We start from the raw sequence: 16111 nt of genomic DNA, 5'->3' as shown, positions 1-16111 counted from the left end.
AGGGGGGGAGAAAAAGGGTGGTAGGGTTGGTGTTTTTCTGGCTTGCCTGGTCAGGCGATCAGAGGCCCGTCAGGCTGGGTGATCTGGTGGAGGATGACGTCTACAGGATTTTCTTCAGGAGCGATTCGTTGTTCGGTGCGTGAAGAGAGGGATTTAAGCTGCATTTCTGGAAATTCAGCCCCAACCACCAAGGCAAAGCGGGCGCCGGATTGTTCGGCTTTTTTAAACTGTTTGCCAACATTCAATCGTGACAGCGGGAAGTCAACAGCGACTCCGGCTGAACGGAGTCGGGAGATGATGCCCAGAGCCTGGCTGCGTTTTGAATCGTCGGCAAGGACAACAAAAACATCGCAGGGGGCATTGCGTTGCAGCCAAGCTTCCATTTCCATCTTGGCATGGGGCGTCTCTTCAATGAAGTTCCGGATGACCATGTCGCCCATGGCAAATCCGGTGGCGGGTAAATCCGCCGATCCGTCAGAGAGGGTCGCGAGCAGGCCATCGTATCGGCCGCCTCCAGCCACGGCACGCATCGACTTTTTGATGTCGAAAATCTCAAAGACAGCACCGGTGTAGTAGGCGAGGCCCCGAACAATCGTGAGGTCGAGCTCGAGGAATTGACTGAGCCCTCGGGCATCGAGGTCCGCTTGGATGGATTTAAAATCGTCTGATGCATTCTCCGGATTGCTGATGAATGCATCGACTTGCTCACGGGTCACTTGGAATGCTGCCAGTTTTTCCGCGATGGCCTCAGGCTTGAGTTTTTCCAGTCGATCGATGATCGGCAAGAACTCAGACGGATCGTCAATGCCGTGTTGTTCACAGAAGCTTAGCCAGCTTTGTCGGTCTGATGCCCGGATGACGAAGTCACCCTGCTTGAATCCAAGTGCCAGCATGGTGTCGATCGCCAGAGCGATCAGCTCGGCATCCGCATGTGCGGATTTTTCGCCCAGGATGTCAGCATTGAACTGGATAAATTCCCGGCCACGGCCTTTTTGTGGTTTTTCGTAGCGAAAGCAGGGGCCGATTTCGAACCATTTCAGTGGTTTAGGGTAGTCGCGCTGGTTGGCTCCGACGATCCGGGCCAGCGATGCGGTCAGCTCCGGGCGCAGGGTGATGTCTCTGCCGCCTTGGTCTTCAAAGCGAAACAGCTGGGTCGTCAGTTCGCCTCCTGATTTTTTGAGGTAGAGGTCTGTTGATTCGACAATCGGAGCTTCATATTCAACAAAGCCGTAACGGTGGGCCACCTCTTTCCAAACGGAGAAAAGGTAGTTGCGGATTGCGCAGTCACGCGGGGTGAAATCCCGAAACCCGGGTAAAGATTGGAAACGCTTGTCGGCCATGCGGGCGGGGGAATGGCATAGAACGCACTGGTTATCAAGATAAATGGCGGGAAAAGCTGCTTGTAAAGATAGGGATATGTGAAGGGGGATTGAATAAATTACAAAAAAATAACTTTAAATCTTGTGATAATCGTTTCACTAGTCCATACTTTGTGGCACAGAGAGTAGAAAATTACTCATTGCACGTGCCTCACGAGCCCAAAATCGCTGAGAAACGTCACAGAAATAACCTCATCATGGAAGTTGTCGGATACGGATGCTGGTATGAGAGGTAGGGGATGTGGTGTATTAGGAGTTGGGTTTACAGGGGAACAAACGAACCAGAGAACAATCATCACAGAGCGTTTTCAATGGTTCGAACAACAACAATTTGAAGCCCAACTTAAAGTAAGAACTTAACCAGCTTATTTGAATTCCACGCATTAAATCTTGCCGAAGCGCATTGCGCTGCCTGACCCATTACTGACCCCCTATTTCTGAATTTATTGTGAAAACCTTTTTCTACCTATGCCTTGCTGCTGGTGCTATTGTGCTGCCCGCATCCGAGCGCGCGCGGAATGTGGTATTTCAGATGGCCAGTGTGGTGGTTACAGGATTGGAGCAGGTCTTTCTTCAGGGGGAGTATGCTGAGGTCCGTATGGTTGACGGGGCTGAGTTTGATGCCGTCATTAAAGAGCCAGGTCGTCTGGTGATTGTTGATTTCCATCACGAAGAAACCTCGGGTTCATATAGTGAAAAGTCGGAATTTGATGAGTCTGTCAACCGCTTGCCATCCAAGGTGTTGATTGCCAAAGTGCTGGCCGGACGGAATATCGAGCTGATGGATCGACTTCAAATTCACAATGTGCCGACGCTTCGGGTATACCGGGAAGGTCAGTTGCTGGAAGAATTCAAAGGTAAGGTGGACACGGACCGCTTTCTCGAAGTCGTTCGTTACCATTTGGCCAATCCTGACAGCAAACCTCGTAAGGAAGGATATATCGGACCGCTTCAGGACGATTGGTTGCCTGAGGGGGTTCAGCAACGTCCACGTGATGGAGCAGTTACTCCGCTTGACTACGATCTCGAGCGTAGTCGGAAGAAGTAGATGCCTTCTTGTCTAGGGGGGTAAACCCGAGCGCGATCTGTATACTTCGGGTGTGTGTTTATACGCGTCACCGTATGAGGATTGACGGTTACTTGATCGGTTTAATTATCAAGGTCGACGTTTCTTTCCGTCGTTGAATCAAACAGAGCACAATAATTTGTTGCTGGCGATTGATGCAGACGGTATGGGATCCTATCTCTCGAACATGGATCAAGAAAAACGTTCTATGCGATTTGAAATACCATCGAAACGATGGGTTGATTTGCAAAAGCTAGCATTGGGCCCGAAGGGATGAACCGTGAAATGGAGGCTCATACCAAGTAGTAATACCACTCCGCAAAACAGATGAGACGATTGAAAGTTTTAAAGCTGTGAGGAAATGCACTTCGTGGTCTACCAGAGTTCCGGATAAATTTCTGTTCTGGCTGCGTTTCTCCTCAGTCATGGTGCCCGCACCATTCCATCGTCGCGCCTTGCCAAAACAGAAATTTATCTCGGCAATCGTCCCGTCTGTTTTGCTACTTGGTATAAAATTGACGGGACGATAGCCGAGATGAAAACAAGACCAAACGAACCCCGCCATTCCGACAAACGAACCACTCAAATGGTATTAGCCCCGCCGGGATATAGCCCTGTCTTTCGTGGTTTCGTGGTTTCTGTCAGTGACGGGAGCCTTGGCTTAAACGAAAATCGCCCTATTTCTTAGAGGTGCCCTTTAGCTGGAAAAGCTGCGATGATATGGCGATCAAATACGGCGTTGTGTGTTTGATCCTGAAAAAACAACCCCAACCGTATCAAAAATGGGTTGGGGCGCTTTGAATCCTTTATCTTGCTGTCATCCGCGATTGTGGGTGGTCAGTATTTATTGGTGGGGGTGTTCCTTGAGTAGTTCATCCGGGTTGTAGAAGCCTTGCTTGCCTTTGACTTCCGCTCGGATGGCTTGCACTTTTTGTGGTGTGATGGCCGATGCTTTGTTTCCAAAGGAGTTTCTGACATAGGTGAGCACCGAAGCAATCTCCTCATCATTGAGCATGCCTTCAAAGGGGGTCATGGGCACCTGGCCGGGGTATGGTTTTCCAAGTACTTCGATCGGGCCATGCAGACCTTTGAGGGTCAGTTTGATCAGTCGGTCTTCACTGCCAATGGCCCACTTGGTTTTGCTGAGTGGGGGGAACCCGGATGCGGGTAAACCTTTGCCGTCGGCTTGATGGCAGGTGCCGCAATGACCTTCCCGCTCGTAGATTTCAGCACCCTTGAGGTAGAGTTGCTTGGCTTTACCTTTGAGATGGGTCTTGACGACGTGTTTTTTCTCGCTGGCTGAGCTTTCTCCCTGCAAATGGGCTTTGCTGGTCGTCAGGGATTGTTTGATGTATTTGTCCACTGCTTTGTTTCCAGCTGCTTCGACGATGGGGAGCCCTTGTTCCTTACCGATCCATGAGGCTGCGGCGATGGCTTCGAGGCGAACTCGTCCGTGGTCGTCATTGGCTGCGACCATCAAGAGGGATGCTTGATCTTCAATCAGGTGCTCATTGAAGCGCAGGACCCGGACCGCAGCTGATCGAATTTTGTGGTCTTGGGATTTCAAGAGCTGCTTGAGGAGAGCCTCGTCAACTTGATTGAGTCCCCACGAAACCCAGAGGGCTTCAAGTTTGTGGCGCTCATTTGTTTGTGCTGCAGCCCATGCCTTTAATGCGGGTAACACGTCATCGGCGTCGCGACCTCTGAGCTCCCGGCGAGTACGGTAACGTGTGCGGTATTCCGGCAGTGTCAGGTTGTCGAGCAGGGTGCTGATGCTGGCTCCGTCGACGGACGCCGGCTTCACCAAAGGTCTTGAGGGATAGGTTAGACGATAGATCCGCCCGTGCGCATGATCTCTGAACGGGTCACGAGCATTGTGTTGCATGTGGCCGATCAAGGCGTTGTGCCAATCCGCGATGTAGAGCGATCCGTCGGGGGCAAATTCGAGATCGACGGGGCGGAAGTTTTTGTCTGCTGATTTAAATAGGTCCTGTCGGTACTTGGTGCTGAAGCCTGTTCCATTTTCCACCACTTGGTGTTGCTTGGCGCCAAGGTACCCGATGTTGTTATTGATGAGGATGTCCCCCTGAACGTTATCTGGGAAGTGGCTGCTGGATACTATTTCCAGTCCGGAGGTTGGGCGCACTTTATTGCTGGTGAGAACGTCGGGAGCCTTGAGGTTTACTCCGTAGCGGGGTTTGACGGTTCCCGGCAGCATCCATGAGGCTGAGGGGCCGGAGGTGTGGATGAAGAAGTCCTGCCCGTAGCTGTCGTAGGCGATGCCCCAGGGGTTGGGAATACTGTACTGGGCATAACGAATCAGCTTTTTTCTTTGTGGGGAGTAGCGAAAGAAGCCACCGTTGGTTCCACGTTGGGGACCATAAATGGTTTCGACGTTGGAATGGAGGAAGACTCCTTCTCCCATCACGATGGCCCCGGATGGATCGGCGCAGAATGCACTGATGGCGTGGTGGGTATCGTGGTCGTCAAATCCACTGAGGACGATTTCCTTCGTGTCGTAGCGGTCATCGCCGTCGGTGTCTTTCAGTAGGACGAGGCTGTCGCTTTGAGATACGTAGACTCCATGGTCGGTGATCTCAAAGCCGATCGGGATATGGAGGTCGTCAGCAAAGGTTGTTTGTTTGTCCGCTTTGCCATCGCCATTGGTATCTTCAAAGATGATGAGTTTGTCGGAAGGTTTGGGGTCTCCGATTTTATAGTGTGGGTAGCTTGGCATTGTGGCTACCCAGAGTCGGCCTTTGTTATCGAAAGATATCTGAACCGGGTTGGCGAGATCCGTAAACTCACGCTCGGAGGCAAAGAGTTCGATTTTGTAACCGTCAGCAACCTCGATTTTGGTTTCCGACTTTGATCCCGGGAGATATTCTGGACTGCCGTTTTTATTGCTGGGCTTGTAGTTAGACGGCACCTCGGGAAGTGGGTGGGTTTTGGCATCCGCTTTTGCCAGATCGGACTTTTTACCTTCCAGAGCACGCCAGATGGCATGGTCCCTCAGTTTGGTCATTTCGCGGGTTTTGATGAGTTCGTCTGGATAGTTTTGCGGGCCGAATGGCTTGTATCTACGCCCGTAGACGTGCACGCCGTTGGCGATTTTATAGTCCTTCATCCAACACCAGTTTTTTTCCATCACGGCATCGTGAACAAGTGCTTTGTGAGTGGTATCGGTATGGGTTTTACCGAAGAGGCTCGTGCTGAGCCGTTGGGCAAGCCAGCGGTAGGCTCTGTCATTGAGCAGGGCTCCGTCTACGGTGAGGGGTTTGGTGCTACGGGAAAAAATGGCGAGGGAGGGGGAGAAAACATCCACAAAGGGGATCTTGTTTGCCGTTGCCACTTCCTGCATGGCTTCCGTGTAGAGTTTCAAGTTGGCGTTGATGGATTTACCGTCAGGTGTGCCATGAGTGCTTGATAAGTCTTGAACGGCTGTGGGTGATACCAGAACCAATTGAGGGCGCTCTTTACCATTGTACTTTTGCGCCAATGTATGTTTGATGAATCCGTCGAGTTCCTCTCGGAAGCTATCCAATCCCGCCGGGCCGTTGAATGAGGAGTTAAAGCCGAAAAAGGCAATGATTGTATCCGTCTTGAGCCGGGTCAGCCATTGGTCGGGAGACTCAAAGCGGCCTTGGCTACCGGAGCCTTTTTTCAATTCGGTTTGAAATTTTTCGGCTCCGGGGAATGCCCAGGGAGATGGGCGACCGGGGTGGGGGCGAAACCCCGGGGTGTTGCCTTCATCACAGAGGTTGCGAATGATAAGTTTGTTGTTAGGGAAGCGCAATTGCAAATCGGTTTCAAAGTGTCCGAAGTGGTTCATGCGCGAGCCAAGGCCGCTACCAAGCAAGGTGATATGTTCGTTTTGCTTGATCCTAATGTTGTTTGATTCGGTCTTGGCTTCAGTCTTTTTTGACGGAGTGGCGGGGCTCAAGACAAAGTCGCTTGGTTTTAATCCTTTTTTGAAGGCGTTGAAGCTATACTTGGATGGCTTGTATTCGCCTGGAGTATCGACTGAGATATCTTTGGGGACATTCATATCCATTCCCCAGAACACCCCATTGACGACAAGGCGCCTCAGGTTGGCATCGGATAGATCCGTAGCTGCTCCCATGGTGGTGGTGAGGATTTTGTTCGTTTTACCGTTTGCTTGCTTGAACTCACGCGTCCAGGCAATCGGTTGCATAGGCTTGTTTTTTTTGCCTTCAACCGCCGGGGAGTCCGCCTCAAGGGTTTTGGTCACTTCGCCGCGCAGCAAGATGGTGGATGGTTTCAGTGGGGAGGCTCCATAGACGTCGGATGTTCCAAAGATGGTTCCTACGCCTTGAAGGATGGGATGGTTTTTGTTAGCCTCTTCAATGACTGAACGGGTTCCTTCCTTTTTGTGAACACCGTGGTGGTTGACCCAAGTTTCACCGAGAACCTGACGACCAAAGCCTTTATCCCAGCCGGTTTCTGGTTTGGCATTAAAACTGTATTTTGCCCATTTGCTCGTTTTGGGGAATTTGAAGGCATGAGTGCTGGTGCGCAGTGCTACGATGGGGGTTCCTCGTTCGAAAGCTTGATCAAAGCGCTGCATGGCCTGATCTTCCCAGTTGCGGAAACGGACACACATGACGATGGCATCTGCTGAATCCAGAGCCTCGGAATGAGAGAGACTTTTTTGATTGTTTGGATCGACAATGCCTTTGTTATTCAATGAAAAGAGGACCGAGCATTTGAAGCCAAGCTCAGCCATCAGCTGAGCCATCATTGGCATGGATTCTTCCGAGCGGTATTCTTCATCACCGGATAGAAAAACGACGTGTTTTCCTTTTCCCGGGCCCGAGTTTCCCTCGAAGACCAGATGATCGCTCGGCTGGGCACCGAGGAGTTGGGGTGTCAGGGCTGACACGAGGATGAAAGGTTTGATGGTGTTATTCATAGTTTGAAACAAGATATCGTGGTTCTGTGCATATTCTTTCATGCGTTGCGCGTATTTTATGATTATATGACACGGTCGTTTCCACCGTCGATGGGTATTTGGGCACCTGTGGTGGCATGGAATGCCGGACCGGCGACCGTGCTGACGAGTTGGGCAATATCGGTGGATTTGATTTCTGTGTGGAGCAGGTTTTTGGTTTTGTATTCCTGCACACTCATGCCGTATCGGGCTGCGGACTTTTCGAGGGCTTCATCGGTCCATAGTTCGGTGTCGAACACGGCATCGGGGTGGAGCGTATTGACCCGTACTCCGAATGGCGCCAGCTCAAGGGCTGCGACACGAGCCAACTGGGTGACCCCGGCTTTGGTGACGGAGTAGGCTGCGGCACCCGGGCCTGGGGCAGAAAAATTCCGAGACCCCATGATGATGATCGAAGCCTTGATGCCCACTTTGAGGTAAGGGATGGAGAACTTGAGGAAGCGCTGCGTTGCTGTTAGGTTGATTTTGATGTGGAGGTCCCAGGTATCATCGAGCTCTTCAATGAATTCCCCGGATTTGAAAATGCCAGCGTTGGCCACAATGATATCGAGCCCTCCATGGTCTGAGACCACTTTGTCGACGGCTTGTTGGAGTGCCGTGTCATCCGTGATGTCACAGACAGCGCCACTGAGCCCCTGACCTTGAAGATTCTTGGTGACGGCGGGGTTGATATCGAGACCTACGACGGTGGCTCCATCGGCGTGGAGTTTTTCTGCGGTGGCCCGACCTATGCCGCCTGCGGCGCCGGTGACGATGGCGACTTTTCCAAGGTGTGGTTGGAGAGCTGTGACTTGGGTGTAATCAAAGGCAGCCTTTCGTGCTTCGGCCTGTTGAATGAGTTTTTGGGACATAATAATGCTGGGGTGTGGTGAGGGTTATTCGGTGGCTGTGGAGATAATTTGATTCATCTCATGGATGTTTGCTGTGGCGTCATGGCCATTGAAAATGGCGCTGCCACTGACGATGAGGTCTGGTTTCATCGAGGCAATTTCGCCGGCGGTCTCTTTTTTGACGGCTCCGTCCACAGCGAGGATGAGGTCCGGGTTGAGTTCGCGAAGTTGTGTGATGCGTTTGGCTACGACGTCAAAGAAGGATTGACTTCCTGTTTCGGGGCCGATGGCGAGAATGAATACGACATCGCAGAGTTCTAGATATGGTAGCAGTTCTTCGATTGGGGTCGTGGGGTAAATGCCGGCGCTGGCGAGTGCCCCGGCTTCACGGATTTGATTGAGTGTAGCTCCGATATCTTGGCAGTGTTCAATTTGAATGGTGATGATGTCAGCTCCGGCGGATACAAAATCGCCGATGTGTTTTTCCGGGTGGCTTGTGAGTAAGTGGACATCTTTGATGAGCTGCGTTTGAAGTCCTGACAAAAATCCTGAGCCAACGGATATTTTAGGCCACACCGTTCCGTCCATGACATCGAGGTGGAGGAGTTGAATGCCGGCCTCTTCGAGGAGTTGGATGTCATTGGCCTGATGCATCATGTTTCCTGTCAAGGTGCCGATGCTAAGAATGGGCGCGCTTTGTGTAGCGCATCGAAGCCTGTTGAGTCGTTCTGTATAGCTCATGGGGATAAGAAAAAGCAAGGTGGGCCGATGGTCAGCCCACCTTGCTTTGTTTAGGTTAGTTTTCGTTCTTCAGGGTGTTGAAGAGATCGAATGCTTCAGCTGGTGTCGCGTTGTTGTGAACGACGGCTTTGACCGCTTTCATCATTGCGAGGGGAGCTTCGGATTGGAAGACGTTGCGTCCCATATCGACTCCGGACGCTCCACATTGGATTGCCTTATAACAGAGCTCGAGAGCCTCGAGTTCGGGGAGTTTTTTACCTCCAGCGATAACGACGGGGACCGGGCATGCGGCAACGACGTTTTCAAAACCCTCGGTGTAGTAGGTTTTAACAATGCTGGCACCGTTCTCGGCGCAGACACGGGAAGCCAGTCCGAAGTAGCGGGAGTCACGAGTCATGTCTTTGCCAACAGCGGTCACTCCCATGACGGGGATGCTGTATTTGTTGCCAATGTCAACCAGGCGACTGAAGTTGGCGATGGTGGAGGCTTCGGTATCAGCATCACCAATGGCGAGCATGGCGGCCATGGCCGATACGTTCATGCCGATGGCATCTTGCTCGGAGATGAGGACGTTGTGATTCATTTCCGTGAGGATGGTGGTTCCGCTGTCTGTCCGTAGGCAGATGGGTTTGGTGTTCTCTGCCGGGATACAGGTGCGGATCATGCCGCGGCATCCCATCAAACAGTCTGCTTCTTCGGCGAGGGGGGCAATATTGAGGTCGATGCGCTCAAGTCCGGATGTGGGTCCCATAAGGAAGCCATGGTCGAAGGCCAGCATTACGGTGCGCCCTGAATCACGGTTGAAGATACGGGACATGCGGTTTTTAATTCCCCACGAAGCGCTATTCATACCTTTGAGGTAAAATGCACTTGTGTCTGCTGGAGTGTTGAGTCCGAAGTTGTCTCCGTCTCTGATGTCGTCTAGGTCTGCCATAATTGTATTATAGTTTTGGGTTTGGTAGTTGGTTGGTTTGTTAGTAAAAGTGTAATGTTAGTTTTCGATCATTTTGATGAGAGTCGTAACCGCGTGTTGTACAAATTCAGGGTCTTCAGCTGTTAGGTTGAGAGCTTCGATTTGGATGTTCTCAGGAAGTTCCTTCTTCAGAGAGTCCCAGTAGGCTGCGTCAAGTTCGGGGTTGTAGAGTTCTCCTCCTTCAGCTGAGTAGCTGCTGACCCCTTTGAGGGGCATGAGGAAACATGTTTTTTCTTTTGCATGTTGCAGACGGTCGGCAATCGTCTTGGCCACTTTGCTTTGTTCTTTAGCATTGAGACGAGGCACAAATACGTAAGGGGTATGCCAGGTGATCTGGTGGTCTTCCCATCCTGGAGGGACTTCGTTGGGCTTGCTGACCAGCAGTCCGAGGTGTTCGGATCCACCCGGGCAAATCACCTGCGGAAGGCCGAGCTTGCCGGCGGTGGTGAGACGTTCCGGGCCGGATGCTCGGAGGGCATCGAAGCAGCCGTCGGCGATTTCCCCGAGGGCATAGTCAAAGACAGCGGTGATGATTCCTTCTTTCATCATTTGTTCCATGGCATCGCCACCCGCTCCGATGGCGTGGAAGGTGATCACTTCATAGCCTGCTTGTTCGAAGAGATGGATGGCATGCATCGCCCCCTGGGTGAGAACGCCGAGGTTAGACATGCCAATGACTCCCTTGGCTGTGGATTGGGTAATGCATACATCGGACTGAGCCATTCCCCAAGCTGCCGCAGCGGCATTGGCGAGGATCTTTCGAGAGAAAACGTTCAAGCCCAGAATGTCACTGACGGCAAACATCATGGTGATGTCTTTGATTCCGACAAAGGGGGAGGTGTCGCCCGAGGCAGCGGTTGAGAGCATCACCTTGGGGAACCCATAGGGGAGTGCTTGCAAAATAGGGCCGCAGGTCGAGGTGCCCTGGGTGCCTCCGAGTGTCACCACCGCATGAATTTTTCCACTGCGCTGAAGCTCGAGTGTGAGTTTGGTTGCTCCAGCGACAATGACCGGGTTGGATTTTTCACGGCTAGGGCTTTGGAGAAGTTCTTCAAGAGAACTTCCTCCGGCACAGATGACTTCTTCTTTGGTGATGTCGACCTTGGTAGAAGGCTCACCAAGTAAGCCCAAGTCCATGAGAATCGCCTGACCACCAAGATCTTCAATTTGTTGCCGCATGAAGTCGGCTTCGGCAGCTTTGGTGTCGAGCGTGGCCAGAATGGCAATGGTTTTCATGATCTGAGGTTTTTTGAGTTGAGGGGGGGATTACTTGGAGAAGCGGAGAGAGGTAAATTCAGATGCGGCCTGGGTCACTGCCCGTTCAATGGGAAGGCGTTCAGTGGATGAGCCGGTCCAGAATCCATGTCCAGAGGTGTGGTCGAGCATATACTGGGCATCGTCCGGGTTCTCCATGGCTGCGCCATGACCAACGAGGATGACCTCGGGGTGGACTTCACGGCATTTTTGGTAAGCGTATTCCGTCTGCTCGGCGGTTTCTTCAATGGTCATACCATTATCGTAGCCTTTGATACCGCCTTTGGTCGTTCCGGCGTGGTAGCAAAAAATGTGTGGCTTTGCTTCGGCGCAGATGCGGATGGAATCTTCGAGCGTGAAGGCCAAGCCAATACTGACCATATCCATTTCCTCCTTGGCCAATTTGAGCATTTCAATTTCGTTATCGATGGTGATACCGGCCGAGGTCATCACCTTGTAGATTTCGGAATCGTGGTCGACGTAGGAGATCGATGGACCGATATTCGACACTGAGTTGACACCCATGTCCTTGCACTCTTGAAGCACCATACGCATGTCCTTGAGCGGGTCGTTGGCATTCAGGCAGGCGCAGACAAAGGCTTTGCCGTCAAGTGCCGGCATGATGTCTTCACGAGTGTAGTCGAGTGTTTGTTTGTTGGAATCGAGGATCGGCCACATCATCGACATGGTACCCATGCCATTGGCTCGAAGTCGGGCTCCTGAAAAGGTATTAATGCAGTCGGTGCCGCACTGCTCTTGAAGTTTTGCGACCAGACCACTACCTGCGGACGAGATCATAATAGGTAGGCGCTGCTCGATTTTATGTTGCAAGTTGGCGAGGATTTGTTGGGTGCTGATGCGTTTGGTAATCATGACTGTGTTTGCTTGGATGTGGTTCTTATTGATGAATATCTATAAGCGGGATTGTTGTTTTGGTCTTGAAAGATTGCTTCTATTTTATGAATAAATTGGTCAATCTGGTTTTGCGTGGTTTGTTTGCTTGAGTTTAGTTGATGCGATATCTTGCCCGATAAGAAGACGGGGGCTCTTTCATGATACGGGTGAATTCACGTGAAAAATGGCTTTGGTCAGCGAATCCGCAGTGGTAGCTGATATCGGCGAAGGTCATGGTGGTCTGGGAGATTTTGTGACAAGCCTCCTGGACTTTCAGATGCCGTAAATATTCTTTGGCTGTCATTCCGAAGCAGCCTTTGAATTTTCGTTGGAAGGTGCTGCGTGACAAGTGAGTTGACGATGCCAGATGTTCGATGGGAATGTTGTCTCTGAACGAGCGGTGCATCATTTCAAGTGCGGGCCCGAGTTCTCTGTTTTGGCTTAATGTCGCATTACTTTGGTTAAAGGGTCGGGTGACGCCGACGATTCCACAGAGTTTGCCTTCGGTGGTATAGAGCGGCTTTTTGTTGGTTGCGGACCAATCGACAAAGCCATTTCCTGTTGGCACCAATTCGATGCGGTTGAGGATGGGTTTTTCGGAGTTGAGGATGTTGAGGTCGTCGGCTCGGATATTCAGCATGATGTGCTCCGGCATGAAATCGGCATCGGTCTTGCCGAGGATTTCAGATCCATGGTCGACATTGAAAATGAGTTTTAGTCGTTGATTGAAGGCGACGTAGCGGAGCTTGGTGTCTTTGATGAAATAGGTGAAGCCTGCCAGATCATCAAAGATGCTCGCCACATGGTCACCGAGTTTGTTTTTTTGAAAAAATTGGTCGTCGTGCATAAAGCTGATTGAATCAGCTTGGTGACGGTTCGGAAAGCTCATTCGAAGCAAGGAAATCACGAACCTCACCCCTCAGGGCGGTATGGTATGCTTCGGGTTCGTGATAGCGGGCTGGCAGGGCGGTGCTACGGTGGTGCCGCAGGTTCGCTGCGATCTGATCGGCTGCCAACTGGGGGTGTAATTCGTCTCGTCCGGTGGTGAGGATGAGGGTTGGCTGCTCAATGGATTGAAGTTCGGAGAGGGCGTGGAACGGGGCGTCTTGCCACATTTTGTAAAGCACGGCTGTGGATGCAGGTGTTTCGGGGCGGTCGAACAGGGCGAGAATCGAATCGGCGACCGGGGGATTTTGTGTTTGTAAGATCAGGAAGTCAGGGCATTGGAGTAGTTGTTCTCGGGCTCCGTGCATGCCGAGCTTTTCAATCCATTGCCCGACCCAGGCGACGAGTTTGAGGTGCTCAGGCTTGCGTTTGTCTGTCCATGAGGGCCTAAGCAAGATGAGGGAATGGACCATTTCAGGGTAGCGAAGGGCGATGTTGAGGGCGATGCCAGATCCCATCGACAGGCCTCCGAGGTGAAGGGTTTCGATACCCAGATGACGAATCAGCCGGACGGTGAGGTCGGCGAAGGAATCGAAGCTGAACCCTGATGGGTCGTATGATTGGGATTCTCCGTGTCCAGGCATATCGGGCGCAATCAGAAAGCAATGGGGCAGCGAGGGGAAGGCAGAGGTCGTCTGGATTTTACCAGCTCCGAGTCCGTGCAGAAAAAGTAAGGGGGGATCATTCGGGTTGCCGAGGGTTTGGAATGCGGGAAGTGACATAAGTCTGGAAGAATATGGTGAAATGCACTCAGGTGCAACCGGTCAGTATGGCAGCATGGAATTCCAGCAGGTTTATTTGCTTGGGATGCCGATGCAAATGGGCCTATATTTGCTCCGCGATGGTTTATTCTGTGAAGTGCTTTTTGGTGATGCTCGGCATACTGTGTCTGAGTCATGTCCACGTTTGGGCAGCTCTGGAGGAAATGACGCCCGAGCAGAAAGAAAAAAATCAACGACGCTTGTTTGCCGATTTCGATGGCGATCACAATGGTAAGCTGTCGAAACAAGAATTTGTGGATGTGATCATTACCCGCTTGTTTCGCGATTTTGATCAAAATAAGGATGGGACGATCAGCCGCAGTGAGTTTTTTGCTCATGCTCGGGACAAAAAAAAGGCGGAACAGGAATATCCGATTATGGATCGTGAAAATAAGGGATACATCCGTAAAAAGGATGTTTATCGGAACAAAGCCTTGATTGAAAATTTAAAACAAGCATTCCGCAAGCTCGATACCAAAGGCAAGGGTTACGTCACACTTGCCGATTTGCCGGATCTCACCCCAGAAGACGAAGACTGAGATGAAAAAGAAGTATCTATTGTTCGGGAAAATTGATTTTGTCTGCGCAGCAGCCATTTGCTTGCTGCTCAGTGGTTGTACAACTCCAGAACATACTGCCCGGGCAACGAGTGGCGGTGCTGTGGGGGCTGCTGCGGGAGGATTGATGGGTGGCTGGTCAGGCGCTGCCACGGGCGCAGCGATTGGCGGATTGCTTGGCTATGGAACCGCGACGGGAGATCCTGCTTATGGCACGTATCCCGGTAGGTCGGGTCAGAGTGGAAACACGAATTCAACGTCGAGCGGCTCCATGGGATACCGGCACTATAGCGGCCGCCCTAGGTAAGGATAGGGATGCAGACTACGGGGTGTAGATGATTCGGTTTGCCAGGTAGTAGTTTTTGATGCCCTCGACGACGGCATCGGCATATTCACGCTGAATGGATTTACGATCCACACCATTGATTTTCTTTTTTCCCTTGTAGTTTCCAAGCTGCACCCGGTCGTGTACTTCCTGGTTGTTCATGACGTAGGGTTCGGGGAAAATGACCGGGCATTGATAGATACGGTTTGCCAGCAGGTTGCGGGCCCACAGCCCTTCGGCCCCCTTGACTTTGCGGGCACGTTTTGAATGCGGTTGATAGTTGTAAGCCGGCAGTTTCGTGGCTTTTGCCAGTGATTTGGCAATAGCGATGCCCAATCCTTTTTCCTGCTCATGGTTGTGTTGCAGGATCTTGGTCAACATTTCAAAGCGTTCATCGTCGTGGGCGAGTTCGGCGCTGGTTAATGCGCCGTGGAGTAAGACATGGTAGTGGTTTTTGTTGGTTAAAGTCGGGTTCTCAGGATCATCCCACCTCTCGGCATTGTAATGTAGGCACAGAACGAGGTCCGGTCGGAAGGCCAGGTTGATTCTGCGCGCCCGGGCACGGATTTCACCCGTAAGATAGAAAAACTTGTTTTGAAAATACTGAATTGTTTGTTCATCGGTTTTACCCAGTGAGCGGGCTTTGGCGGTTGCCAGCTCCCGATAGAATTCCGGACGGTGTGGGTTGACGGGTTCGTTGGTTCCTCGCGTCAGGTAGGCTTTGGCTCCGAGGTTAATAAGCTGCCGTTTGATGAGTCTGGCTGTTGTTAGGGTGAGTTCGCCTTCCATGACGGGCTTATTGTCTCCAATCTGAAACCATCGTTGTTCTACCTTGGCAAATTCGCCGCCAATGTGGCCGGGGTCGATGGCAATGCGTAGGTCCGCGAGTGGTTTATTGGTGGTGGCGGGTGGTAGGTCGTCGATGCTTTTCCAGCTACGGTCCGGAGAGGAATCGTTGTAGCCGTGTGAAAACTTCAGTTCGTAGTAGGTGTTGGGTTTAGTGGTGTCGGTCCTGATCACCGCGTGGTCGGGTTTGATGGTGATATACCGTTTCCAGCTGTCATCAACGGTATAAATCTGGGTGAGGAGTCGGGTGAAATTTTCACGGGTGATGGTTTCCTGCCAGAGGTCGAGCATGTGCCAGTCTGGGCGGGTTCCGAGATCTGCGAGAGTGGTATCGTGGCCGCCTGGGACGACCGTGACTGCCGAGCCATCCGGCAGTGGTGAGGCTTCTTCTTGGCTTTCGGATTCGCTTGCCGTTGGAGGCCTTTCGAATGGGTTTGGAGCTTCCTGGAGCTGTTGATGGAGGAACAGAATGAAGGCGACGGAACCAAGGAGAAGAACAACCAGGGTGGTGATGACAAACTTGACGGCGGTGGACATGATGGATGGGGAGGGATCCGTGAATCTTGTT

The 16111-nt window shown here is 51.8% G+C and carries 13 protein-coding genes; 3 read left to right on the top strand and 10 right to left on the bottom strand.

All coding sequences use genetic code 11. The annotated features are described in order from the left end of the window. Positions 1-50 precede the first annotated feature (50 nt). Positions 51-1340: a histidine--tRNA ligase gene (gene hisS, locus HW115_RS03335; protein ID WP_178931143.1), complete on the bottom strand. Its 1290-nt coding sequence runs from the start codon at positions 1338-1340 to the stop codon at positions 51-53. A gap of 487 nt (positions 1341-1827) precedes the next feature. Here hisS and HW115_RS03330 point away from each other — a divergent pair, with 487 nt between their 5' ends. Then, positions 1828-2427 (top strand): thioredoxin family protein, encoded by a 600-nt coding sequence (locus HW115_RS03330; RefSeq protein WP_178931142.1) that lies wholly within the window; start codon positions 1828-1830, stop codon positions 2425-2427. Positions 2428-3289: 862 nt separating this feature from the next. Here the strand turns inward: HW115_RS03330 and HW115_RS03325 are convergent. The 8 genes from HW115_RS03325 to HW115_RS03290 form a co-directional block, all read right to left on the bottom strand. After that, entirely contained in the window at positions 3290-7378 is a 4089-nt protein-coding gene (locus tag HW115_RS03325; RefSeq protein ID WP_227021242.1) for a PVC-type heme-binding CxxCH protein, read from the bottom strand. Positions 7379-7440: 62 nt separating this feature from the next. Beyond that, entirely contained in the window at positions 7441-8268 is an 828-nt protein-coding gene (locus tag HW115_RS03320) for an SDR family oxidoreductase (protein WP_178931141.1), read from the bottom strand. Between the two features lie 24 nt (positions 8269-8292). Continuing rightward, positions 8293-8988 carry a ribulose-phosphate 3-epimerase gene (locus HW115_RS03315; protein WP_178931140.1) on the bottom strand — a complete coding sequence of 232 codons (696 nt, stop codon included), beginning with the start codon at positions 8986-8988 and terminating at the stop codon, positions 8293-8295. 55 nt (positions 8989-9043) lie between these two features. Further along, the gene (gene lsrF / locus HW115_RS03310; RefSeq protein ID WP_178931139.1) at positions 9044-9922 is read right to left on the bottom strand and encodes a 3-hydroxy-5-phosphonooxypentane-2,4-dione thiolase; all 879 of its coding nucleotides are present in this window, start codon (positions 9920-9922) and stop codon (positions 9044-9046) included. Positions 9923-9979: 57 nt separating this feature from the next. Beyond that, on the bottom strand, positions 9980-11197 hold the full coding sequence (locus HW115_RS03305; RefSeq protein ID WP_178931138.1) for a Tm-1-like ATP-binding domain-containing protein: 1218 nt from the start codon (positions 11195-11197) through the stop codon (positions 9980-9982). A gap of 30 nt (positions 11198-11227) precedes the next feature. Then, a complete protein-coding gene (locus HW115_RS03300) occupies positions 11228-12088 on the bottom strand; it encodes a phosphoenolpyruvate hydrolase family protein (RefSeq protein WP_178931137.1) in 861 nt (286 codons plus the stop codon). A 133-nt stretch (positions 12089-12221) separates the two neighbouring features. Continuing rightward, on the bottom strand, positions 12222-12956 hold the full coding sequence (locus HW115_RS03295; RefSeq protein ID WP_178931136.1) for a helix-turn-helix domain-containing protein: 735 nt from the start codon (positions 12954-12956) through the stop codon (positions 12222-12224). Positions 12957-12969: 13 nt separating this feature from the next. Beyond that, positions 12970-13776: an alpha/beta fold hydrolase gene (locus tag HW115_RS03290; protein WP_178931135.1), complete on the bottom strand. Its 807-nt coding sequence runs from the start codon at positions 13774-13776 to the stop codon at positions 12970-12972. Positions 13777-13907: 131 nt separating this feature from the next. Between HW115_RS03290 and HW115_RS03285 the strand changes: the two genes are divergently transcribed. Continuing rightward, positions 13908-14354: an EF-hand domain-containing protein gene (locus tag HW115_RS03285; RefSeq protein WP_178931134.1), complete on the top strand. Its 447-nt coding sequence runs from the start codon at positions 13908-13910 to the stop codon at positions 14352-14354. Between the two features lies 1 nt (position 14355). Further along, positions 14356-14679, top strand: coding sequence for a YMGG-like glycine zipper-containing protein (locus HW115_RS03280; protein ID WP_178931133.1), 324 nt, complete (start codon positions 14356-14358; stop codon positions 14677-14679). Positions 14680-14694: 15 nt separating this feature from the next. Here HW115_RS03280 and HW115_RS03275 read toward each other — a convergent pair whose 3' ends face one another. After that, entirely contained in the window at positions 14695-16080 is a 1386-nt protein-coding gene (locus HW115_RS03275; RefSeq protein WP_178931132.1) for an N-acetylmuramoyl-L-alanine amidase, read from the bottom strand. Between the last annotated feature and the right edge of the window lie 31 nt (positions 16081-16111).

Origin of the sequence: Oceaniferula marina (genome assembly GCF_013391475.1) — a bacterium.
In the GTDB taxonomy this organism is placed as follows: domain Bacteria; phylum Verrucomicrobiota; class Verrucomicrobiia; order Verrucomicrobiales; family Akkermansiaceae; genus Oceaniferula; species Oceaniferula marina.
The sequence above is the reverse complement of the archived record's forward strand: the minus strand, read 5'-3'. Positions and strand labels throughout refer to the sequence as shown.

What these genes read in the sequence shown, in the direction of transcription:
- HW115_RS03305 (WP_178931138.1), bottom strand. Translation starts at nt 11,197, where the DNA reads ATGAAAACCATTGCCATTCTGGCCACGCTCGACACCAAAGCTGCCGAA.
- lsrF (WP_178931139.1), bottom strand. Translation starts at nt 9,922, where the DNA reads ATGGCAGACCTAGACGACATCAGAGACGGAGACAACTTCGGACTCAAC.
- HW115_RS03325 (WP_227021242.1), bottom strand. Translation starts at nt 7,378, where the DNA reads ATGAATAACACCATCAAACCTTTCATCCTCGTGTCAGCCCTGACACCC.
- HW115_RS03275 (WP_178931132.1), bottom strand. Translation starts at nt 16,080, where the DNA reads ATGTCCACCGCCGTCAAGTTTGTCATCACCACCCTGGTTGTTCTTCTC.
- HW115_RS03300 (WP_178931137.1), bottom strand. Translation starts at nt 12,088, where the DNA reads ATGATTACCAAACGCATCAGCACCCAACAAATCCTCGCCAACTTGCAA.
- HW115_RS03320 (WP_178931141.1), bottom strand. Translation starts at nt 8,268, where the DNA reads ATGTCCCAAAAACTCATTCAACAGGCCGAAGCACGAAAGGCTGCCTTT.
- HW115_RS03295 (WP_178931136.1), bottom strand. Translation starts at nt 12,956, where the DNA reads ATGCACGACGACCAATTTTTTCAAAAAAACAAACTCGGTGACCATGTG.
- HW115_RS03280 (WP_178931133.1), top strand. Translation starts at nt 14,356, where the DNA reads ATGAAAAAGAAGTATCTATTGTTCGGGAAAATTGATTTTGTCTGCGCA.
- HW115_RS03315 (WP_178931140.1), bottom strand. Translation starts at nt 8,988, where the DNA reads ATGAGCTATACAGAACGACTCAACAGGCTTCGATGCGCTACACAAAGC.
- HW115_RS03290 (WP_178931135.1), bottom strand. Translation starts at nt 13,776, where the DNA reads ATGTCACTTCCCGCATTCCAAACCCTCGGCAACCCGAATGATCCCCCC.
- hisS (WP_178931143.1), bottom strand. Translation starts at nt 1,340, where the DNA reads ATGGCCGACAAGCGTTTCCAATCTTTACCCGGGTTTCGGGATTTCACC.